Below are 22,015 nucleotides of genomic sequence, written 5' to 3'. Positions count from 1 at the left end.
AATAAAATTTAAAAGGGTGAGAAGATTGGAAAAGGAAGAAATGGAATTTAATCGTAGCCAGGAAGAATTAAGGACCATGATTATTCCAAGTGTAGAAGAAACGAAATGGAACCAATTAATAGAAATATTAGGTTTAATAATAATTGAAAATTCAAATAAAATAACGTTGGTTAATTAATTAGGAGGAAGAATAATGGATTATAATAAGCGTAAAATTGCTATCTATGTTAGGGTGTCGACAGAAGAACAGGCCAACGAAGGCTTTTCACTACGAGCACAAGAAGATTGTTTAAGAGAATATGCTAAAAATAAGGGCTATGAGGTTTATGATGTCTATATTGATGATGGTTATTCAGGTAAAAACTATAATCGTCCTGAAATACAGCGTCTATTTAAAGACCTTTATCAGGATAAATTTACAGGTATATTGGTTAAATCTGTTGATCGAATATCTAGAAGAGTAAGCGATGTTACTAAGTTAATAGATGACGTTCTTGCGCCAAGAAAGTGTTATGTGTTAGTAAGTGATAATAATTTAGATAGTTCTACAACGGGGGGAACTGCATTTATTCAATTATTAGCTACGTTTGCTGAATACGAGCGTTCGATGATTGTTCAAAGAGTGAAAACTGGTATGTCTAAGCGTGCGGAATTAGGACACTGGAATGGTGGGCACGTACTTGGCTATAATGTTGAAGATAAGGAATTAAAAGTTAACAAGGAAGAATCTGAAATTGTACGTAAGGTATTTAATTTAAGGGCTGAAGGAAAGGGATACAAGGCAATTGCTGTTATTCTAAATCAACAGGGATTTAAAACGAAAAGAGGACAGCTATTTAGTATATGTACGATTAAAACGATTGTAGAGAATCCATTATATATTGGATACTGTAGGTGGGGACGAAAGAAGAATAGGATTGAGGAAACAAGTAAAGAGAAAATAGATGAATATAACCTGGTAAAAGGGAAACATGAACCTATTATTTCTGAGGGCTTATGGAAAAAGGTTCAAGGGGTGAATTATGCTCATAAGGAGAGTATTTCTAAAAATCGTAATTTCAACGGGGAGTTTGTGTTATCTGGTATTTTAAGGTGTCCATCATGTGGGGCTGGAATGGTAATGCATAAAACTAAAAAGCGAGATGGTTCAGGATATCATTTATACTATATGTGTCAGACTTTCCATAGTAAAGGAAAGTTGGCTTGTAAAAGCAATCTTATTCGTAAGGAAGAGATTGAAGATAAGGTAATACAATGTGTTAATAAAATAATTTCAATGCCCTCAATTGTCGATAAGACGCTTGAACGTATTCAAGAAAAAAGAGAATGGGGAATGGAAAGAATAAAAAGTGACTTATTGTATATAAATGAAGAATTAAAAAGAAGGAGAAACCGTATAGTTAAACTTAATAAGGATTACTTTGATGAGAAAATTCGGGTAGAAACATATACGGAGTTATCCGACCCGTTACGGAAAGAGATAGATGAACTTGAAGCTGAAAAATATAAAATAGAAAGAAAAGTAGAAAGCGCTGAAGTGCCAATTACTAAAGAGATGGTTATAAAGGCGCTTGAAAATTTTACTGATTTATATAAACATGCTAATTATGAACTGAAAAAATCTTTATTAAGAGCTATAATTAAGAAAATAGAGGTTCAATCCAATCGTACAGATATAAAGCAAATAACCTATTGGTTTGATTACGGTAATAATCAAGATGACGCTTTACTAGTTAGTAAAGAGGGGAGAACCGTATCATAAATAAATTTTTCATTTGTATATAAAGAGTAAAAAAGACCATTGGACAAAAATCACCGATGGTCTTTTAAACATTAATAGATGGTATGTAGATTTCCTAAAATAAGTATGTTTCTATTTCTAAAAAAATATGCTGTAATATGAAGAGGGAAAAAGTATAAGTAGTCATAGAAGTGAGGAATTAAAGGTGAAGAAGTTTAAGAAGTTTTACTTGGAGATTACGAGTGTATGTAATCTTGCGTGCAGCTTTTGTCCGCCGACGGAAAGGCAGAAGCAATTCATTTCTGTAGAGGATTTTGCTAAAAGATTAGACCAAATTAAACCTCACACAGACTACATTTATTTGCACGTGAAGGGTGAGCCGTTGCTCCATCCGAAAATAGATCAACTATTAGATTTAAGCCATGAAAAAGGGTTTAAAGTTAATATTACAACGAACGGAACGTTAATTAATAAGAGAAGGCATAGACTGTTAAATAAGCCTGCGTTAAGACAAATGAATTTTTCACTGCACAGTTTTGATGGACACCCAGGTTCGCAAGATAAAGAGGGCTATGTAAGGAGTATACTTTCTTTCATTAGAGAGGCAACAAGTCAATCGGACTTAATCGTTTCACTAAGATTATGGAATTTAACTCAGGATAATAAAACAAATGCTGAAATCCAAAAAAATAGGGATTTATTATCTATAATTGAAAATGAGTTTGATCTATCTTATCAAATTGAAGAGAAGCTTACACCGGGAAAAGGTATAAAAATTGCGGAACGTGTCTTTATTAATCAGGACTATGAATTCCAGTGGCCGGCATTGCATGAAGAAGAGGATGATGGAAAAGGATTCTGTCATGGTCTTCGAAATCAGGCTGGAATCTTAGCGAACGGAACGGTTATTCCTTGTTGTCTAGATGGTGAGGGAATTATTAATCTTGGAAATATTAATAATGATTCATTCTCTAATATTATTGAAGGCGAAAGAGCGAACAATATTGTAGATGGATTTTCAAAAAGGGTTGCAGTAGAAGAACTATGTAGAAAGTGCGGATACCGCAAAAGATTTGGAAAGTAAATATAGAATAAGCCCTCATAAAGCGAGGGCTTATTTTTATTCTTGATAAGAACGTTCTAATTCATCAATTAAGGAACCGACGTAAGAAACGGCTTTACGGATTGCATCTGGTTTTGACATGTCTACTCCAGCGTGTTTCATTAATTCAAGTGGTTTCATTGTACCGCCTGCACGGAGTACATCAATCCAGCGATCAACAGCAGGTTGTCCCTCTTCTTTAATCATTTGAGCTACAGCGGTAGAAGCAGTTAGTCCCGCAGAATATGTGTAAGAATATAAGCCCATATAATAGTGAGGTTGACGCATCCATGTTAAACCGGCGCCTTCATCAATTTCTACGGAATCTCCCCAGAATGTCGAAAGGACCTTCGTTTTTATTTCAGTTAAAGTTGTAGCTGTGAGTGCTTGCCCTTCTTCTGCTAGAGCGTATACTCTTCTTTGATATTCTCCCTCAAGTAGATGGGTAACGAAGTTGTGGTAATATGTGCCGAGTAGTTGCAGAATAACCCATCTGCGCATTCTCTTATCTTCAGTAGTCGCAAGTAAATGCTGGGCTAATAGTAATTCATTCATTGTTGATGGAGCTTCAACGAAGTACATAGATGGACGCACATTCATAATACGCTGATTTTTATTTGCTAAATAAAAATGACCAGCATGTCCAAATTCATGAGCTAATGTGAAACACCCGCGCATCGTACCCTGCCATGTAATTAAAATATAAGGGTGAGAACCGTATGGGCTAGAACAGAAGGCACCTGTTGATTTTCCTACGTTATCTGCAAGGTCTACCCATCTTTCTTTGAAGCCCTTTTCGATAATGGAACTATATTCATTTCCTAATACTTTTAAAGAATCTTGAATGAGTTTGCCAGCTTCTTCGTAAGTGATTGTTGGATTAAATTCAGGATCTAGCGGTGCATGTAAGTCACAGAAAAGCATTTGATCAAGCCCTAATACATTCTTTTTTAAATCTGCAAAACGGCGCATATGAGGCGCTAATTCGTTATAAATAATATCTAGTTGGTTGTTATACATTTCAAGTGGAACCTTTTGAGGTTCTAAAAGCATATGGGTAACGGACTCGTACTTGCGCAAACGAGAAAGCGCCACTTGTTTTTTTACTTCAGTAGCATATGTTGTTGCAACTGTATTTTTATATCGTTTCAATGTGGAAACAAATGATGAATATGCTTTTTTACGTATATATGCGCTTGGAGAAAATTCATATTTGCTTTCGAATAATGCAAACGATACAGGCAAATCATTTCCCTGTTCATCTTGTATAGAAGGGAAATCCATATCGGCTAATTTAGTCATGCCGTAAATTTTGTAGGGTGAACTATGAACTTCGCCGAGTGCAGCAAGAGCTTCTTCTGTTTCAGGAGAGAGAGTGTGCTGCCTCTTTTTGAGTATCTCTAGTAATGATTTACGGAAAGGTTCAAGTTTTATTTCCTCAGTTAAATATTTTTCAATTGTTCCCTCCTCAAATGAGAGAATTTCGTTATGAATAAAGGATAGTGCGGTATGTACATTCGTTCCTAGAGCGGAAATTTTGGAAGAGTTCGCTTGAATAACTGAATCTGTACGATCAGCGGATTCTTTTAAATTTGCATATGCGCCGATTTTTGTTAGCTTCATTAAAAGCTCTTCTTCTAAAAGTAGGCAATTTAATAAGGTAGCGGGGTTAGTGTGTAATTGTCCTTTAAATGCATCAAGTTTTTTTATATCGGCTGTTAATACACGTAATGCAGTTTCCCACTCTTTATCAGATTCGTATAAATCAGAAAGGTCCCATGTCAATTCAGTAGAGACTTCCGCGCGAATAAGGCGTTTCTCAATTACATTTTTCATTTGTTATATCCCCCTTATTATAAGTATCTAAAAACATGATACTAGAAAATTCAGTGAAATGAAAATATTTTACATTTTTATACATGAAAAAGAAGGACAAGCATAAAAAATGCTTGTCCTTCTAGTTAAATTTATAAATTAATATACTTTGTCACCGTTGAAAATAGAGTTTTTCACGACTACATAATCTACAGTACGAATTGCGTCTAATTTTGTTCCACCAGCGTAAGAGATAGAAGATTGAAGATCTTGTTCCATTTCGATTAAAGTGTCTTCTAAAGAACCTTTATGCTCAACGAACATTTTCTTACCTTCAACGTTTTTCTTCTCACCTTTTTGGAATTCAGAAGCTGAACCGAAGTACTCTTTATAAAGTTTGCCATCTTTTTCGATTGTTTCCCCTGGAGACTCTTCATGACCTGCGAATAGAGAACCGACCATAACCATAGTTGCTCCAAATCGAATTGATTTAGCTACGTCGCCATGTGTACGAATACCACCGTCAGCGATAATTGGCTTACTTGCAGCTTTTGCACACCAGCGAAGTGCAGCTAGCTGCCAACCGCCAGTTCCAAAGCCTGTTTTAATTTTAGTAATACAAACTTTACCAGGTCCAATGCCAACTTTTGTTGCATCAGCACCAGCGTTTTCTAATTCTCTTACCGCTTCTGGAGTTCCAACGTTTCCAGCGATAACGAAGCTTTCTGGTAAATGTTTTTTAATATGTTGAATCATGTTGATTACAGCATTAGAATGTCCGTGTGCAATATCAATCGTGATGTATTCAGGTGTAAGTTGCTCAGCAGCTAATTGTTGTACGAATTCATACTCGTCTTCTTTAACACCAACGCTGATTGAAGCAATTAATCCACGTGATTGCATATCTCTAATGAATGAGATGCGTTTCTCTGGTTGGAAACGATGCATGATGTAGAAGTAATTATTTTCAGCTAAATAAGTTGCGATTCTTTCATCAATAATCGTTTGCATATTTGCAGGTACGACAGGTAATTTAAATTTATGTTTTCCTAAAGTGACAGTTGTATCACACTCAGATCGGCTATTTACAATACATTTTGCAGGAATTAATTGAATGTCTTCATAATCAAATACATTTTCCATCATTTGCACCCCTAAAATACGAATATTTTATTTAGTTTCTTTAAAAATGTTCGTCCAAATGATAATTTACAGTATTTTTAGTAATAAGTCAAAGGTTTTAATGTTTAATTTAAAAAATTAAAGTTAATTTAATAGTTATTGGGTTTATATGGTTGTAATGTATTTTAATATGTAATAGTTTAATGTAGAATTATATATGGAAAATAGTAGATAAATATATTGATTTAGGGGAGATTTTATGGGGCGTTTAGTATATATGGATTGGCTACGTGTATTAGCGACAATTGCGGTTGTTACAATTCACGTTGCTGCTGGTTATGTTTCTACATTAGATTCAAATAACGTATCGCGTTGGCTGGCTGGTAATTTTTACGACTCACTTTCGCGTGCTAGTGTACCAATTTTTGTAATGATTAGTGGAGCGCTATTATTAAAGGGAACAAAAGATACTTCTATTGGGGAATTTTTAAAGAAACGTGCAAGTAAAGTGATTATACCTTTGATAGGTTGGAGTGCTATATTTTATATCTATGGGGCTTGCGTAGGATATTTTCCGGCTTCTTTAAAGCAAGGGATAAAGTACTTTTTAACAAATAGTATCGGGTTACATCTATGGTTCCTATATATGATTGTAGGAATATATTTAATCGCACCTTTACTGAAAGTATTTGTGAAAAATGCTAAGAAGAGAGAGATAGAATATTTTTTAATTTTATGGCTATATGCATCGGTTATCGTCAAGCTAGTAAATTATTATTATCCTATCAACTTTAATATCGAACTATTTTACGTTACAAATTATGTAGGGTATTTCCTACTTGGTTATTACTTATCGAATTATGATATTGTGAAAAAATGGAGAAATATTTCTTATATTGGAGGACTTGCAGGATTTATTGGTACGTTCTTTATTACATATCATTATACAGTCAAAGCTAATGGACAGCTGGATCAATATTGGTATGAATATTTTGCTCCGGGTGTTGTACTTATGGCAATTGGGTTATTTGTCTTTTTCAAATATGCTTTCCAAAATTCAGAAAGACAATTACCATTTTTATTACGTGGCATAAACCAAGCAAGTCTTGGGATTTATATTCTTCACTTTTTCTTATTAAATAATTATCTATACATGGTCATTCCAAAGGTGAATGCACATGTACATGCAATATTGGCAATACCTATAAATGTAATTATTACACTTGTCCTTAGTATGTTAATAACTTTAGTATTGCAAAGAATACCGGTTGTAAAAAGGCTAGTTCCGTAAAGAAAAAATCTGAAAAGAAAATATTTTCCGTTATGTAGGTGGACAGGCTTATTATTAAGACTGTCCTTTATTATGTTGTTTTAAAAAACAATATAAAAAGAGTTATACTTAGGTTAAGTTGATATTTTAGCGAATTAAAAATATTAGTTTGATATATCCTCTTAGTATAATTAAATGTAGGGGAATAAAAAATATAATTATTAAATACAGAATAAAATGAGGTTATTACATGAGCAAAAGAAGTTTTACCGATTATGCATTAAGTAAAGAAATTGTAAGAGCACTTACTGGTTTAGGATATGAACATCCAACGGAAGTGCAAGGAGAGGTTATTCCAGTTGCCTTGCAAAAGAAAGACCTTGTCGTGAAATCACAGACTGGAAGTGGAAAAACCGCTTCATTTGGCATACCACTTTGTGAAATGGTGGAGTGGGAAGAGAATAAGCCACAAGCTTTAGTTTTAACACCGACGAGAGAGCTTGCGGTGCAAGTAAAAGAAGATATTACGAATATAGGTCGTTTCAAAAGAATTAAGGCCGCTGCAGTTTATGGTAAATCTCCATTTGCACGTCAAAAATTAGAGTTAAAGCAAAAAACACATATTGTAGTTGGGACTCCTGGTCGTGTGTTAGATCATATTGAAAAAGGTACCCTTTCTTTAGATTGTTTGAAGTATTTAGTTATTGATGAAGCGGATGAAATGCTGAATATGGGTTTTATCGATCAAGTAGAGGCAATTATTGACGAATTACCTAAAAAACGAATGACAATGCTATTTTCAGCAACACTTCCAAAAGATGTTGAAAAGTTATCTCGTACGTATATGGATTCGCCAACGCATATTGAAATTAAGGCTACCGGGATTACAACAGATAAAATTGAACATACACTTTTTGAGATGAGAGAAGAGGAGAAGCTTTCACTTCTTAAAGATGTAACAACGATTGAGAATCCAGATAGCTGTATTATTTTTTGCCGTACGCAAGAAAATGTAGATCACGTATTTCAGCAGTTAAGGCGGGTTAACTATCCTTGTGACAAAATACATGGTGGTATGGTACAAGAAGATCGTTTTGAAGTTATGGACGATTTTAGAAAAGGAAAGTTCCGTTATTTAGTAGCGACAGACGTAGCTGCTAGAGGAATTGATATTGATAATATTACACATGTTATTAACTATGATATTCCATTAGAAAAAGAAAGTTATGTACATCGTACGGGAAGAACGGGACGAGCTGGTAATAACGGGAAAGCTATTACATTCATGACGCCGTATGAAAATAGATTTTTAGAAGAGATTGAGGAGTACATTGGCTTTGAAATTCCAAAGGCACTTGCACCTTCAAAAGAAGAAGTTATGAAAGGGAAAGCAGTATTTGAGGAAAAGATACATGCTAAACCAATTATAAAGAAAGATAAAAATGCAGACTTAAACAAAGGAATTATGAAATTGTACTTTAATGGCGGGAAGAAAAAGAAAATTAGGGCGGTAGATTTCGTCGGTACAATTGCTAAAATTAAAGGTGTTACAGCAGAAGATATAGGAATTATTACAATACAAGACAATGTTTCTTACGTTGAAATATTAAATGGAAAAGGACCACTTGTTTTAAAAAATATGAAAAACACAACGATTAAAGGGAAACAATTAAAGGTTCATGAAGCAATTAAGTAAACAAAAAAACTATCCACCTCTAACAGGTGGATAGTTTTTTTTTGTTTAAGTTTCTTTGAGGTCATCAACTAGTTTCTCTGCTAAACGTCTATACATATTACTCATAGTCACGAAGGATGTTAGTAATAAAAACTTTTCTAGCTTTGGATCTTCTAAGGAAGAAACCTCGTTTACTTCCTTAACACGGTTATTCACGTCTTGCTTAAAGCTTTCCACATTGGTGTCAGTAAGAGAAAGGTAATCTTTATATAGAGTATTTAATTCGAATGTATCATCGTTTATTAACGGTGCATTTATATTTTCTAAGGAGCTTTTTATATCATTAATGGAAAGAGCTCCTTTTAATTGATAAATTAAGCTGATTAAAATCATATGTTCTTTTGAATACTTTTTATTTTTGATAGGGATGAATAATTTCCCTTTTGCGTAATTGTTAATCATTGTTTTTGTTAATACTTTTTCATCATCAGTTCTCGTTGTATCCGCATAAGTATTCTCAAATAGTTGGACAACTTGGTCTACATATAAGTCGACATTTGGGATATCCTCAAGTTTAATACTTTTTTCTAAATGTAATGATTCAAGTAATTTATTTATATTTTCCACGTAGAACCCCTCACTTTTATAACTTAGTGGAACTTAATGTTTAGTATATCTTTAAATATGGTATTACGAAACAAATGAATTGTAAATGTTGACCCGTACGGATAATACGTATATAATTACATGTAGTTATGAAAACTACATGTAATTATATGAGGGGTGTTTATATGAATGTTTATGTAAGAGAACCGGTTAATGCATTTACTCACTTAGGAGGAGCTGTATTATCATTTATTGCATTATTAGCTATGCTTGTGAAAGTTTCTGTTAAGATGCCATCTGTTGCTGCAATTACAGCTGTTATTTTATTCGGTATCGGGATGATGGTCCTTTATATGGCATCAGCTGTGTATCATAGTGTCGTAGCCAGTGAACGTGTTATTTATTTCTTTAGGAAGCTAGATCATTCTATGATTTTCATATTAATTGCAGGTACATATGCACCCTTTTGCTTAATTACATTAAATTCGGCAAATGGTTTACTATTATTTTGTTTAGTTTATGCAACGGCAATTTGTGGTATTGCTTTTAAAATGTTTTGGTTTAATTGTCCAAGATGGTTATCGACAGCAATTTATCTTCTGATGGGTTGGTTAATTGTTCTATTCTTTGCACCGCTAGCTGAGAATCTAAGTACAGGAGGTATTATTTTCTTAGTACTTGGAGGCATTTTTTATACAATTGGTGGGTTTATTTACGGTGCGAAGCCAAAATGGTTGGAGTTTAAATATATGGGACACCATGAAATTTTTCATGTTTTTGTATTGTTAGGTAGTCTTGCACATTTTCTAAGTGTATATTGTTACGTAATTTGATCAAAAAACGCCACGCAATGTCTGTTATGTGGCGTTTTTTTATTACCTGATTTGAATCGTATATTGTACTAAAAATCATGGTATAAAATGTAAGTTTCTGTGTTCGCATAATAAACATATGATAAGAAATATGTGATATACTTTGAGAAGTTTATAATGAATGAAATATGGAGGACTATAATTATGGCAATACTTGTAACAGGTGGAGCAGGATATATTGGTAGTCATACATGCGTAGAATTACTAAAAAACGGTTACGAAATTATAGTAGTAGATAATCTTTCGAATAGCTCAGTAGAGTCTATAAATCGAGTGACAGAGATAACAGGAAAACAGTTTAAATTTTATAAAGAAGATATTTTAAATCGAGAAGCACTTGATACGATTTTTGAAGAAAATACAATTGAAGCTGTTATTCACTTTGCAGGCTTTAAGGCTGTAGGGGAATCAGTAGAAATTCCGTTAACGTATTATCATAACAACATTACAAGCACACTAATGCTATGTGAAGTGATGCAGAAGCATGATGTGAAGAAGATGATCTTCAGTTCGTCTGCAACAGTGTATGGTATTCCAGAAACATCACCAATTACGGAGGAGTTTCCATTAAGTGCAACGAATCCATATGGTCAAACGAAATTAATGATTGAACAAATTATGCGTGACGTAGCATTTGCGGATGCAGGATGGAGTATTGCATTACTTCGTTATTTCAACCCATTTGGTGCACATGAAAGTGGACGTATTGGAGAAGATCCAAACGGAATTCCAAATAACTTAATGCCATATGTAACGCAAGTAGCAGTAGGGAAGTTAGAGGAATTAAGTGTATTTGGAAATGACTATCCAACAAAAGATGGCACGGGTGTCCGTGATTATATTCATGTTGTAGACTTAGCAAATTACCATGTAAAGGCGCTTGAAAAGGTACTTGGCACTACTGGGATAGATGCATACAATCTCGGTACAGGTACTGGTTATAGTGTATTAGAAATGGTTGAAGCATTTGAAAAAGTTTCAGGCAAGGAAGTTCCTTATAAAATTACGGAGCGTCGACCTGGTGATGTGGCAGTATGTTTTGCAGATGCATCGAAAGCGAAGCGTGAATTAGGATGGGAAGCAAAACGCGGATTAGAAGAGATGTGTGCAGACTCTTGGAGATGGCAATCAAATAACAAAAATGGCTATCTAGAAGTTTAATAAACAGATAAAAAAATGACCTTTTGCGGGAGCAAAAGGTCATTTTTATTTATTTATTTCCATTAAGTTTATTAGCAAATTTAGTAAAGAAAGTTCGCCGTTTTATAGGAGTATTTGACTGACAAAACGTATAGTAATCAATATCTTTAATGTAAGTAAAGAGTCTAGAAATAGCATATAAGAATGTAATAGAAGATCCGAGTGCAAAACTAATACCGTAACCATTAAATCCAAATGGAAGTAGAAGAAGACTTAATAACAAATTTGCAGAAAAGAACAGGGCTGATGTTCGAAATGCCCCTTTACGATCTTCAAAATATAAGAGTAGTAATGTGATAACAAGGACCATCCCGTTTGCATAAGCACCAATTATAGTCAGCTGCAAAATAGAGTATTCAAGTGTTACGTTCCCAGATTGTGAACTAAACATCCATATTATAAAAATAATAAGTAAAGAAAAAATACCTTGATTACGAAGTATTCGTTCCATTTCTTGCTTTAGGACAAAGTTCATTGATTCTTTTAATTGTAAAATTGTATTTAATGTCGCCCCATTGTTAACTGAACCGAAGAACTTCTTATACCGTTCATAAAACCTTGTTTCAATGGATACTACGAAGAAAATATAGGTTGGGATAATGCTTAAATAAGCCCAGAAAACAGATGTATCATAAATTTGATGATAAATAAACGTGTTTTCAATATTTCCTCGCCCTTCTCCGAACCAAATAACAAAGTTACATACCCAAATGCCAATATTGTAAAGTAAGCTTGACCAAAATAGTTCTGGATATTTATCTAAATAAGAAAGAAAGGTAAATTGTTCAGTAGCATCACTATTTGGAAACATTCGTACAATAACTATACTTAACCACACTAATGTAATGAAAGTCCCGATTGTAAAAGAAATTAAAAGTAATAGGGCCAATCCGTGTTCTATTCCAAGTGTTGGATGCCAGTAAGCGATAAGCGCAATTCCAGATAAGGAGAAAATGGAACCAATTAAAAATGCAAGAGCGATGGACTGATAATCTTTAGCTGCTGTTAAATAAATGGATTGAATCCAAATGATGTTTAAAGCTAAAAATAAAAATAGCATCACGATTTTATAATACAAGGCTAATGGCGTAAAAATTGCAAACAAAAGCCATAAGATAATAGCTAAAAAAAGTGTGATTTTCGTCATTCCTAAAAAGGAAGAAAATACTTTATCAGCTTTTTGCTCGTATAAAAGGTCGGCCACATATCTAGTTACGATGAGCTGCAAGGCACCATATATGATTTGAGAAAAAATGAAGCAGTATGAAATTGAAATTGTAAAAAGGCGCTGTTCCTCAATTGAAATAGAATGGAACAAACTTAAAATGTATCGAATAGCTGTTACTGCTAAAATAACGACTAACCAAGGACCAGCTGTAACAAATAATGAAAATCCGTACGCTTTTATTCTGGAAGAATAGTAGTCTTCTTGGAATAATTTTTGTAAACGAAATCCTATCCCTGCCATGTTTTTTTACCTCTTTCTAAGTAAAGCTTACGGTAACTATCAACGACACCTGATAATTGATAGTGCGCTTCAATACGATTGCGCCCGTTATCCCCAAATTGTTGAATGGATTCAGGGTGACGATAATACCACTCTAAATGAATGGCAACTTGTTCAGGAGATACAGGTGGTACAACAAATCCACATTGTCCGTAAGGATCTTCATCTTGTCCGTAAATTAATTCCTTACAAGAGCCGACATCTGTAACAACCCATGGTAATCCTGCTGCCATTCCTTCTAACATAGCTAATGGTTGTCCTTCAGATATACTTGTTAATACGAGAATATCTGTTTGTTTTAAGTAATCTTTAATATTTACTTTGCCGGTCATTATTACATGCTCTTCTAATCCTAATTGTTGAATTAAATCACGACATTCCTGAGCATATTCTGCTTCCTCTGTATCAGGACCTAGTAAGTAAAATATAAATGGAATATCTTTTTCTAATAATAATTTAGCTGCATAAATCATTGTTTTTACATCTTTAATTGGCACAACTCGTATAATAGCGGAAATGATGAGTTTATCCGAATTGTATTTTGGTTTACGTAACCCTTTATAGTCAGATAAAGTAACGCCATTTGGAACGATTTTTAGTTTATGGGCCGGAGCACCTAATTCTTTTTGATATGCACTATTTCGGCCGAACAAAGTAATTACATCAGCGGCTTGTTCATATGCTTGATGAGACAAGTGATGAAAGAAAGAAACCCATCTTTTTTTATATTCAATTGGTATCCAAGTAGATTGTAGTATTTCTTCTTCACGCTCCCGAGAATAAATACCGTGTTCAGTTAGAATAAATGGTATATCGGACTTGGCACTAATTGCAGCACCAAGCAATCCACCATACCCTGTCGATACAGAATGAATAAGATCTAATTCAGGAAAATCAATTTGTAAAATTTGAATGATTGGTGTGAACATAGATCTCCACATCCAAAAGTAATTTAAGAAGGATCCACTACTTTCCTCATATAAATAGCTTTCTTTAACAATTGCATAAAACTCACGGCTTTCGAAGAAGGAATGGAGTGTTCCTAGCTTTTGTTTATTTCCTAATATTTGTAATGCTGTTGTATCGTTAGCTTGAAATGTAAACCATTTTTGAAGTGTCTGTACTTCTTGTTTAGTTAAATTAGTTTTTATATGTTTTGCTTCATTTTCTGATTGTAAAGGAATCAGAATGATGTCTTTTACATTGCTTGGAATTTCATATTGATATTCATCTTCTGTTTTTACTTGAGGGACTATCGCGAAAATCGTAAATTCATGTTCTTTAAACTGCTGGATAATCATTTGAACCCAGCTTGCTACTCCTCCACTTACAAAGGGATAGCTGCCTTCAACGACCAAACCTATTCTCATCTGTTATGCTCCTTTAATTGGAATCGTAGCGCTGGCTTTCGTTAACGTAACGCTATAAATTTGGGAATCAAGCTTTTTAACTGTACCGTAAGAGAATGAGCCAGGTTGTATTTTCTTACCTTCTTCTACACGTATAATTGTTGAAGTATGGTTTGGTAACCCTTTATATGCAATGTGAACAGCATCATCTTCATAAGAAACATCTAGGTCACCAGTTTGATAAATTTTCATAGAAGCAGTTGCTTCACTTTGGGTCATACTTTTTATATAAGGATATCTTTCTCGTATTTCTTTAATTGTCTTTTTATAAGCTTTAAATAATTCTTCCCATGTTAAATTACCTGAGCGTTTTTCATCAAGGATATCATCTGGATGGACGAAATGTGAGATAACCCCTAAATTTGCGGTAACATCAGTTAAGATAAATTGCTCTTCATCTGTGATAGCATAGCCGCTCGTAATGCGCGGGAAGTGATAAATGTTTTTATTATGTTCATCTGGTCCAAATTCTTGAATTAAACTACCGTTACTTTTACTTCCCACATATAGAGAAGCAACTGTTTCCATAGTTGGAACCGCGTCGTTTAATGCACTTAATCCAGCTGTATTTATAATATTGGATGGTGGTACATAGGTTTTTAATTTTTCGTTTGGAAAGAAGTTATACACGAGTTTTTGCAGAACATCTAAGGAGCTCTCCATATCCTCTTTTGAATTCCATGGAACATATTCAAGTGCTTTATCTACTGGATCTGGTGGTAATAATAAAGGTTGATGGTTATAGCCATGAATGCCTATTTCCCCGCCGTGACTTAGTAATTCTCTCCCAAATAATAAATAGGTATTTCTATTTTTACCTGTGAAATCTTCAAAGGGTGGCGTTACTTTATTTTGGTACGTCCCAATGGCAACACCCGTATATTTAATATCAAGATCTTCAGAGATATCCTTCATATTTTTCCACCAATGTTTTTTATAAAATTCTTCAACAGAAATTTTTTCTTTCGTTAAGTTTTTTAGTTCTCCACTTGGAATCGGAGATGGGAAGTCATCGATATACATAATCTCCGCTCCAAGTTGTGCTGAAGCGAAAGTCGGGAAAATAGTACCCAGTGATTGAACGAACATACCTCTACCTAATTTATCGTTCAATGCTGTTGTATTCCAATATAAGACTTTTCCTTCACCGTAGTCATTGGTCCAAAGGATGGGAGTATCTTCCGCTGTAATCCAAGTGTTAGTTGTATTCTCATCTAGCGTAATATTCATTGAGCTATGAGTAAACAATGGAGAAGAACTTGAGAGATCTGGATAACCAGGGAATAAAACTTCTTCAAAGGTTAATCCTTTCGCATCTTTGAAACCTTCTTTTTGGGTAATACCAAATAATGTGTTCCAGGAAGGATCTGAATCAAGTCGGTTTGCGATAATAATTCTCCCGCCCATTTGTACAAAATTTTGAATATCAGCTTGTGGAAGTTGCTCCATTATTTCACCTGTAATAATAATCCCTGTATAGGGAGAGGGAGTAAGTCCCTTAATTTCATTAGATGTAATATCTTTATAGTGTAGGTGTGCGTAATCCATTGCCTTCTTCGTATTAAATTCGACTTGTTGCCCTAATGTATTATCCGTTTTTAAAACGTATAATTGCATTTTTTGTCCATTTTGAGCTACATCTTTTGCTTTGAGTGTTTTAACAGTATCTGTTTCTTTAGTTTTAGGAACAGAAAACTTTTGATAAAAATTTTCTGTTCGATATATAAGGATGGATAAAATTAAGAGAAATAAAATGATACTAATAATCCCGATATATATATTAATCCCCTTTTTCAATGTGTGCGCCTCCAAACTGCCTTACAAATAATTGATATTTACGCGGTAGTATATGAACTCTTTTTGCATCTGTTAGATTATTGATTAAGTTATAGAGCTCGTCCCATAACTGTTGCTCATAATATATTTCAAGTAAACCAACGTAACCGTAATATGATTCAGGATAGAAATGAATAAGATTTAAAAATTGTTCTTCAGACTTTGCATATTGTTTTGTGTGTAGAAACAGATTTCCAAGATGGAAAGGGTAAAGAGGTTCGTTAGGGAATAGTTCTACACCTTGTGTAATAAAATTCATAAATTCAGCGATTATTTTTTCTTTTTGCTGATTAGAAAGAAGACCACTGTTTATATATCTTAAATAGTTAGAAACCAATTCTTTTGCAATTTCATTTTGTGGATTTTGTAGAAATTGCTTATTTAAGTATTCGATTTGTTTTTCGTACCGTTCATTTAGTAAATTAATAGTAGTTGCTGCGTAATGCACAGTTTCAGGATCTTTATGGTGAATGGCTTCTTTCAATAAGCCTCCTTCATTAGCGATAGAGGAGGAGCTTAACTGTACAATGAGTTGTTTATGTAATTCAGGCTTATCTAGTTCTAATCCAGAAGAAAATGAAATTAAGTCCATATCTTGTTTTGCTGATTCCAAAATATCTTCGTAATTATCAACGTGAAAGGCAACATAATCAGAGTATTGCTGTAACCATTCGGTTTTGGAACGTCTTATATTAAGTAATAACATGATTGCTGATACAATAAGTCCGATAAGCGGGAAAAGAAGAGATAGAATCAAGCAAAATTCAATAATTCCTTTTTTATCTTTAGTAATCAAACTTTTCGTAAATCGAAATAAAAGAAAAACCAAAATAACATAAATAAAATAAAGAAGGAGTAAAATCATTAGACTATCACTCCTTTAGAAGAAAGAGCGTTTTGTATACGAGTTTGAACTTGTATACAAAACTGTTCTTCAGTGCCAGGTAATAAAATCATGATTTTCTGCTCGGTCATACTATAACCGAATATATCGATATCTCGCAAATGGTCTTTTAAAATAGAATTTATCATTCCTAAATAATCTTGTGGAGCATTGAACTCAAAATAGGAATATGGATAAGATAATGTTTCGTAACGTTTCTTTTCTATTTTTAGTAAATGTTCAAATTCATCTTCATAATAAATGCTTGTTTTAGGGAATGTGCGATCCTCTTGACTGGATAGCCAAAGGTTAGAAGCGTTTTGTAAACGATCACCCATCCAGCGTAAATACCATGTGAAAAGTTCGAATTGCTCAGAAGTTACTTTTGAAAACTCGATTTCGTCTAATATAATGACGTATTGTACATCATCTTGGAATAGGACGGGACCAACTAAAAGTGGAGCGTCTTGAAAATCCTCATCTGTACGGAAAAAAGGTCGATTATGCGCTAGCGCATTTTTGATGACTAAGGAAGCGTTTTTAACGAAAATAGATTGAGATAATGTATTTTTACCAGATTCAGCTCTTAATTTAATACGAAGCGATTGTTTATTGTTATCAACGTGATAGATACCAATTTTTTTTGCTCCAAAATACATTTTTAATACATTCATTCCTTCATCGAGTACAATTTCAGGATGTGTATGATTTAAAGCTTTAAACATATGATACATTTTAGATAAGTGGTTATTTGATTCAAGTACACGAGAACGTAGTGTAATACGTGTTTCATCCAATTGTTTCACGACATATTTTAATTCTTTATTTTCAGCTTTCAACTCATTATTTATCATATGTACATCTTCATAGCGTTCTTTTTGTGCAGTACTCATCAGTCCACAGCATAAACTAATAACAAGTAAGAAAATCCAACTTATCCAGTAATCTAATGAATAAAAGTACAACAATATATCATTTTCTTTATATATACCGCTTAAAAAAATATAAATCATTGCTTCCAAAAAGGCGAAAATGGCAATAGATATGCCATACCGGCTAGAGATAATTAATGTAATAAATAAGAGTAAGAAGTATTCATACGTTGGTGTAAGAAAATCAGTTAGTATTGATAGAAAAAATAGTGCAATAAAGAGAATCGTAGGTTCAATCATCTTTTGGAATATATTAGATTGTCTATAGTGCATAAAAAATCCCTTCTTTCATTTGCAAATTTAATTTTGAGGAATAGTACACTGAAATAAAATACATAATTTAAAAGAATTATTTTAAGATATATAATATATAAAGCCCAAATCATTTTATCAACAGAGATGTAGTAAATTCAAGTGAAATAAATTCTAATTTCTGTTAATGTATTGCATTTATTGGGATTTTTTATAAAAAATCGAGTTTGAAAAAATGTAGAATGTTATGGTATTACTATATTTGTATTAACATTTAAAACAATAGAAAATTACAGTTGTATAGGGGGTAATATTATTATGGAGTGGAAACGTTCCGTATGCTTTTTAGCTATATTTTCTTTTATTTTTTCCTCAAGTACATCCGCACAAGCAAATGTTGTGGAACCAGTTTTAAAAAATGTACGAAGTTATAAAATTTATTATGGTGAAGCAAATGAGCAAGTAATTGAGAGACTTTCAAAGTATGACATGGTTATTATAGAGCCATATGCATTTACGAAAGAACAGGTTCAGCAATTAAAAAAATCAGGAACGGTAGTTCTTGGCTATGTTAGTGTTTTAGAATTAGAATCGTGGCATAAATCGCAAGTAGTTGAATCAGACTATTATTATAGAGATGGTAAGAAAATGAAGATTGAGCAGTGGGATACATATATTATGAATTTAGCTGATGAACACTACCGTGGGATTGTTGTGAATAAGGTGAAACAGCAAGTTATTGGAAAAGGAATGGATGGGGTGTTTTTAGATACAGCTGGTGATATTGATGACTATTTTTATGATCAGCCGTCTACACAAGGGAAATTTCGAGAAGCATATGTAAATTTATTAAAAGAAATTAAAAGTGTTGATTCCAACCTGCTTCTTATACAGAATTGGGGATTTGACACAATCAAAAATACATCCTTGAATTTTATACATGGTGTATTGTGGGAAGACTTCAATAAACAAGTTATTGCGAAAGATGAATGGAGTCAAAATTGGATGCGTTATTTTAAACAACAAAGCAATAAAATTGTAACGTTTACCGTGACCCCAGATAATGTATCTAAAAAATATAGTTCTACAAATGGATTTGTTCCTACAATAAATCCGAATGATATTTATGATAAATAGCAAGTGTTCAAAATGAGAAACTATCAAGATTGACTATCACGCTTTAGGTCAGTAATAAGATTATCTTATAAAGATAAATGTATTACTGACCAGCCCCTTTCACATAATAGGGGGAGATTTAATGAATTCGAACGAGTTGTTTATGGTATACTGTATTACCTTCTTGGCTTGTATATGGCGGGATACTTCGCCCAAAACAATTTGCAACAATATTGGAGTGGCCAGGATAAGAAATACGAATTTCATACAAATCAATAGAGTCATCTAAATCAGCATAAAAAACTGCTAAGTGGTTGCCTTGTAAAATATATGGGAATGCTACTTCCGTATTTTCACCAAGTAGTACAGGTAATTTTACAGGATTAGAATAGTTAGACCAATCCCAAACCTCTATAGTTACATGGTGTGTGTAATATGCATCTAAATTTACAATGTTTACTACTGCTGAAACAGTTGCGGGCTCTCTTGTTAATACACCTGTGGAGTGAAAAACAAAATGATTTGGATAATGAAGAGGCATAAATATCAAACCTTTCTAAATTAATATGAGTGTACGATATTCTATGCAAAAAATTAATAGAATGAGATAGGGAAAATGTATCATTCTACTAATTTTTTATAGAAATTCAAAACGTAGTATTGAAAAGTATTCCAACACTTGTATCATTGTTAGAGTACGTTTATAATCAAGGAATCCTATTTCATGTTTTGATAGGGTTATTTATTATTGAAAGCGTTTTAAATTTGTTGTTTTTTAAGGTAGGAAGTCTAACTTATTCAGATTAAAAATTATGTATGTAGTTTTAAATAGGAAGAAAAATAATAAAGTGAAACTTTAATCAGTGGGTGGGGGTTGTTCATCCCCACTGATTATTAGCTTTCACCAATCGGGCTTTACGGGCAGTTGATCTCCCGCCTAACTTCTTTGCTCTAGCTGAATTTTGAGGTGGGGGTTTTACTGCTCGTTAATGCAGGATAAAGTATCACTTTATATTGTGGGGAGGTTAAAAGTGTGAAAGGGAAAGATTTTCACACGAATATATATGGGTTACGTAGGATTATTACTTTCAGGTGCAGCTTTATTTTTAAATAGTCTTGTCATATTAGGCAAAGTAGAGATGAAAAGTGCAGGTGTTTTTAATTTATTTGTAGGAGCGTTACAAATTATTATACCGTTTTATTTAATTATGATTTCTGATCAAAGTAATTGGACGGTATATTCATATGCAGCTACTTTTTTATTTGGTTTAACTTATTTATATGTAGGCGTTACTTTTATTAAAGGAATGGATAGTAGTGGACTAGGCTGGTTCTGTATTTGGGTAGCAATTATTGCTTTATTCTATATGGTTGTTTCATTTGTTCAATTCCACGATGTTGTTAATGCGTTAACATGGTTTATGTGGGCATTACTTTGGTATTTATTCTTTGTATTAAATGCACAAAAAAAGAATATCAATCAATATCTTGGCAGAATTGCTTTTGTACAATCGTGGGTAACATTGACGTTGCCTTCACTCTTTTATTTTATGGGAGTATGGGGCGAGGGATTCATATATGAACTATGGGTTTATGTATCAGTAATTTCTATTTTATATTGCTGCTATTGTATTTTTAAATATCGAGTACGTTAATGTATCGTGTGTAGAAAAAACATGGAATCGTTAAACTGATTCCATGTTTTTTTATTTTAGCGTTTATAATAATAGAGGTAGTATTTTACAATTTGTAAAAACGGGGATGATGAAGGTGAAAAAAGTATTGGTGCTAGGGGGAACAAGATTTTTTGGTAAACATTTAGTAGAAGTACTGTTGCAAGCTGGACATGATGTAACGATTGCGACGAGGGGAGTTACTGAAGATCCCTTTGGAAGTGCAGTAAAAAGACTGATTGTAGATAGAGAAGATGAGAGGCTACTAGAAGAGCGTTTTGAAGGTAAAAGTTATGATATCGTATACGATAATTTATGCTATAGCTCGAATGCAGCGAAGATAATATGTGAAGTGCTAAAAGGAAAAACGAAGAAATACATTATGACATCTTCAATGGCTGTCTATGAGCCTGCGCTAGGCCTGTTAGAAGAAAATTTCAATCCGTACGAGTATACAATTACGTATGGAGATAGGAATGATTTCAATTATAGTGAAGGTAAGCGATTAGCTGAAGCAGTTTTATTTCAACATGCAACATTCCCAGTCGTTGCGGTAAGATTTCCCGTCGTTATTGGAGAAAACGATTATACGAAAAGATTACAATTTTACGTTGAACATGTTGTGAAACAAGAGTCTATCGTTGTGGATCATGTAGATGGAGAGTTGTCATTTATACATGAAAAAGAAGCAGGAGAATTTTTAGCCTGGTGCGGGATGAAGGACATAGAAGGGCCAATTAATGCTTGTAGTAACGGGGTGGTTTCTACCAGAGAAGTTATTCGTTTCATAGAAGAGAATACCGGGATAAAAGCGCTCATTCAAGAAGTAGGAGATAATATAGCTCCTTATAATGGAGTGATTAATTGTACGTTACATAATGGAAAGGCTCGTGAATTAGGATTCCCGTTCCGAGAGTTGAAATTAGAGACGGAAAAAGTTTTACTTTATTACATAAATACAATGAAATAATCATAAATCCCCCGGTGGCAATCCGGGGGATTCT

At 33.5% G+C, this 22,015-nt stretch carries 19 protein-coding genes; 10 read left to right on the top strand and 9 right to left on the bottom strand.

What is annotated here, in order from left to right; all coding sequences use genetic code 11:
* The first annotated feature begins 25 nt into the window (after positions 1-25).
* From NSS74_RS23710 to NSS74_RS23700, 3 genes are all read left to right on the top strand, one after another.
* Entirely contained in the window at positions 26-178 is a 153-nt protein-coding gene (locus tag NSS74_RS23710) for a hypothetical protein (RefSeq protein WP_162531939.1), read from the top strand.
* A gap of 15 nt (positions 179-193) precedes the next feature.
* Positions 194-1,762, top strand: a complete 1,569-nt coding sequence (locus NSS74_RS23705) for a recombinase family protein (RefSeq protein ID WP_340814417.1) — start codon at positions 194-196, stop codon at positions 1,760-1,762.
* A gap of 184 nt (positions 1,763-1,946) precedes the next feature.
* Positions 1,947-2,825, top strand: a complete 879-nt coding sequence (locus NSS74_RS23700; protein ID WP_002016446.1) for a radical SAM/SPASM domain-containing protein — start codon at positions 1,947-1,949, stop codon at positions 2,823-2,825.
* 36 nt (positions 2,826-2,861) lie between these two features.
* Here NSS74_RS23700 and pepF read toward each other — a convergent pair whose 3' ends face one another.
* Both pepF and guaC read right to left on the bottom strand, forming a co-directional pair.
* A complete protein-coding gene (pepF, locus tag NSS74_RS23695) occupies positions 2,862-4,679 on the bottom strand; it encodes an oligoendopeptidase F (protein WP_215600831.1) in 1,818 nt (605 codons plus the stop codon).
* 138 nt (positions 4,680-4,817) lie between these two features.
* Positions 4,818-5,801, bottom strand: coding sequence for a GMP reductase (gene guaC / locus NSS74_RS23690; protein WP_061690304.1), 984 nt, complete (start codon positions 5,799-5,801; stop codon positions 4,818-4,820).
* A 238-nt stretch (positions 5,802-6,039) separates the two neighbouring features.
* On the opposite strand from guaC, the gene NSS74_RS23685 reads away from it, so the two are divergent.
* Both NSS74_RS23685 and NSS74_RS23680 read left to right on the top strand, forming a co-directional pair.
* Complete coding sequence (locus tag NSS74_RS23685; RefSeq protein ID WP_061673858.1) at positions 6,040-7,071, top strand: acyltransferase; 1,032 nt, start codon at positions 6,040-6,042, stop codon at positions 7,069-7,071.
* A 229-nt stretch (positions 7,072-7,300) separates the two neighbouring features.
* Positions 7,301-8,746, top strand: a complete 1,446-nt coding sequence (locus NSS74_RS23680; protein WP_061690305.1) for a DEAD/DEAH box helicase — start codon at positions 7,301-7,303, stop codon at positions 8,744-8,746.
* Positions 8,747-8,791: 45 nt separating this feature from the next.
* On the opposite strand, the gene NSS74_RS23675 is transcribed toward NSS74_RS23680, so the two are convergent.
* On the bottom strand, positions 8,792-9,352 hold the full coding sequence (locus tag NSS74_RS23675; RefSeq protein WP_002035007.1) for a DUF1836 domain-containing protein: 561 nt from the start codon (positions 9,350-9,352) through the stop codon (positions 8,792-8,794).
* Between the two features lie 164 nt (positions 9,353-9,516).
* Between NSS74_RS23675 and trhA the strand changes: the two genes are divergently transcribed.
* Together trhA and galE are read left to right on the top strand one after the other, a co-directional pair.
* Positions 9,517-10,164 carry a PAQR family membrane homeostasis protein TrhA gene (trhA, locus tag NSS74_RS23670; RefSeq protein WP_002016441.1) on the top strand — a complete coding sequence of 216 codons (648 nt, stop codon included), beginning with the start codon at positions 9,517-9,519 and terminating at the stop codon, positions 10,162-10,164.
* Positions 10,165-10,347: 183 nt separating this feature from the next.
* Positions 10,348-11,364: a UDP-glucose 4-epimerase GalE gene (gene galE, locus NSS74_RS23665; protein WP_340814415.1), complete on the top strand. Its 1,017-nt coding sequence runs from the start codon at positions 10,348-10,350 to the stop codon at positions 11,362-11,364.
* 49 nt (positions 11,365-11,413) lie between these two features.
* Here galE and pelG read toward each other — a convergent pair whose 3' ends face one another.
* From pelG to NSS74_RS23640, 5 genes are read right to left on the bottom strand one after another with little or no spacing between them, the layout of a single operon-like run.
* Positions 11,414-12,871 carry an exopolysaccharide Pel transporter PelG gene (pelG, locus tag NSS74_RS23660; RefSeq protein ID WP_002167287.1) on the bottom strand — a complete coding sequence of 486 codons (1,458 nt, stop codon included), beginning with the start codon at positions 12,869-12,871 and terminating at the stop codon, positions 11,414-11,416.
* Positions 12,859-14,280, bottom strand: coding sequence for a GT4 family glycosyltransferase PelF (pelF, locus tag NSS74_RS23655; RefSeq protein ID WP_061673855.1), 1,422 nt, complete (start codon positions 14,278-14,280; stop codon positions 12,859-12,861). The genes pelG and pelF overlap by 13 nt, the downstream gene beginning before the upstream one ends.
* Before the next feature lie 3 nt (positions 14,281-14,283).
* The gene (locus NSS74_RS23650) at positions 14,284-16,116 is read right to left on the bottom strand and encodes a DUF2194 domain-containing protein (protein WP_061690307.1); all 1,833 of its coding nucleotides are present in this window, start codon (positions 16,114-16,116) and stop codon (positions 14,284-14,286) included.
* Positions 16,100-17,020: a tetratricopeptide repeat protein gene (locus NSS74_RS23645; RefSeq protein WP_002035014.1), complete on the bottom strand. Its 921-nt coding sequence runs from the start codon at positions 17,018-17,020 to the stop codon at positions 16,100-16,102. Before NSS74_RS23645 ends, NSS74_RS23650 begins: the two co-directional genes overlap by 17 nt.
* Positions 17,020-18,243, bottom strand: a complete 1,224-nt coding sequence (locus tag NSS74_RS23640; protein ID WP_061690308.1) for a nucleoside-diphosphate sugar epimerase — start codon at positions 18,241-18,243, stop codon at positions 17,020-17,022. Before NSS74_RS23640 ends, NSS74_RS23645 begins: the two co-directional genes overlap by 1 nt.
* Positions 18,244-18,540: 297 nt before the next feature.
* Between NSS74_RS23640 and NSS74_RS23635 the strand changes: the two genes are divergently transcribed.
* Positions 18,541-19,359: an endo alpha-1,4 polygalactosaminidase gene (locus tag NSS74_RS23635; protein ID WP_149191115.1), complete on the top strand. Its 819-nt coding sequence runs from the start codon at positions 18,541-18,543 to the stop codon at positions 19,357-19,359.
* 118 nt (positions 19,360-19,477) lie between these two features.
* Here the strand turns inward: NSS74_RS23635 and NSS74_RS23630 are convergent, their stop codons facing one another.
* Positions 19,478-19,879 (bottom strand): hypothetical protein, encoded by a 402-nt coding sequence (locus NSS74_RS23630; RefSeq protein ID WP_002143948.1) that lies wholly within the window; start codon positions 19,877-19,879, stop codon positions 19,478-19,480.
* A gap of 523 nt (positions 19,880-20,402) precedes the next feature.
* Between NSS74_RS23630 and NSS74_RS23625 the strand changes: the two genes are divergently transcribed.
* Together NSS74_RS23625 and NSS74_RS23620 are read left to right on the top strand one after the other, a co-directional pair.
* Positions 20,403-20,993, top strand: coding sequence for an AmiS/UreI family transporter (locus NSS74_RS23625; RefSeq protein ID WP_061673851.1), 591 nt, complete (start codon positions 20,403-20,405; stop codon positions 20,991-20,993).
* Positions 20,994-21,036: 43 nt separating this feature from the next.
* Entirely contained in the window at positions 21,037-21,981 is a 945-nt protein-coding gene (locus tag NSS74_RS23620) for an NAD-dependent epimerase/dehydratase family protein (protein ID WP_187770540.1), read from the top strand.
* Positions 21,982-22,015: the final 34 nt, after the last annotated feature.

The sequence above is a fragment of the Bacillus sp. FSL E2-8868 genome, from assembly GCF_038005505.1.
GTDB classification, from domain to species: Bacteria; Bacillota; Bacilli; order Bacillales; family Bacillaceae_G; genus Bacillus_A; species Bacillus_A mycoides.
This window is presented reverse-complemented; position numbering and strand designations above follow the sequence as displayed.

Bases quoted from the DNA above. Each gene is read 5' to 3' on its own strand.
- NSS74_RS23705 (WP_340814417.1), top strand. From the start codon at position 194: ATGGATTATAATAAGCGTAAAATTGCTATCTATGTTAGGGTGTCGACA.
- pepF (WP_215600831.1), bottom strand. From the start codon at position 4,679: ATGAAAAATGTAATTGAGAAACGCCTTATTCGCGCGGAAGTCTCTACT.
- guaC (WP_061690304.1), bottom strand. From the start codon at position 5,801: ATGGAAAATGTATTTGATTATGAAGACATTCAATTAATTCCTGCAAAA.
- NSS74_RS23685 (WP_061673858.1), top strand. From the start codon at position 6,040: ATGGGGCGTTTAGTATATATGGATTGGCTACGTGTATTAGCGACAATT.
- NSS74_RS23680 (WP_061690305.1), top strand. From the start codon at position 7,301: ATGAGCAAAAGAAGTTTTACCGATTATGCATTAAGTAAAGAAATTGTA.
- trhA (WP_002016441.1), top strand. From the start codon at position 9,517: ATGAATGTTTATGTAAGAGAACCGGTTAATGCATTTACTCACTTAGGA.
- galE (WP_340814415.1), top strand. From the start codon at position 10,348: ATGGCAATACTTGTAACAGGTGGAGCAGGATATATTGGTAGTCATACA.
- pelG (WP_002167287.1), bottom strand. From the start codon at position 12,871: ATGGCAGGGATAGGATTTCGTTTACAAAAATTATTCCAAGAAGACTAC.
- pelF (WP_061673855.1), bottom strand. From the start codon at position 14,280: ATGAGAATAGGTTTGGTCGTTGAAGGCAGCTATCCCTTTGTAAGTGGA.
- NSS74_RS23645 (WP_002035014.1), bottom strand. From the start codon at position 17,020: ATGATTTTACTCCTTCTTTATTTTATTTATGTTATTTTGGTTTTTCTT.
- NSS74_RS23640 (WP_061690308.1), bottom strand. From the start codon at position 18,243: ATGCACTATAGACAATCTAATATATTCCAAAAGATGATTGAACCTACG.
- NSS74_RS23635 (WP_149191115.1), top strand. From the start codon at position 18,541: ATGGAGTGGAAACGTTCCGTATGCTTTTTAGCTATATTTTCTTTTATT.
- NSS74_RS23630 (WP_002143948.1), bottom strand. From the start codon at position 19,879: ATGCCTCTTCATTATCCAAATCATTTTGTTTTTCACTCCACAGGTGTA.
- NSS74_RS23625 (WP_061673851.1), top strand. From the start codon at position 20,403: ATGGGTTACGTAGGATTATTACTTTCAGGTGCAGCTTTATTTTTAAAT.
- NSS74_RS23620 (WP_187770540.1), top strand. From the start codon at position 21,037: ATGTTTTTTTATTTTAGCGTTTATAATAATAGAGGTAGTATTTTACAA.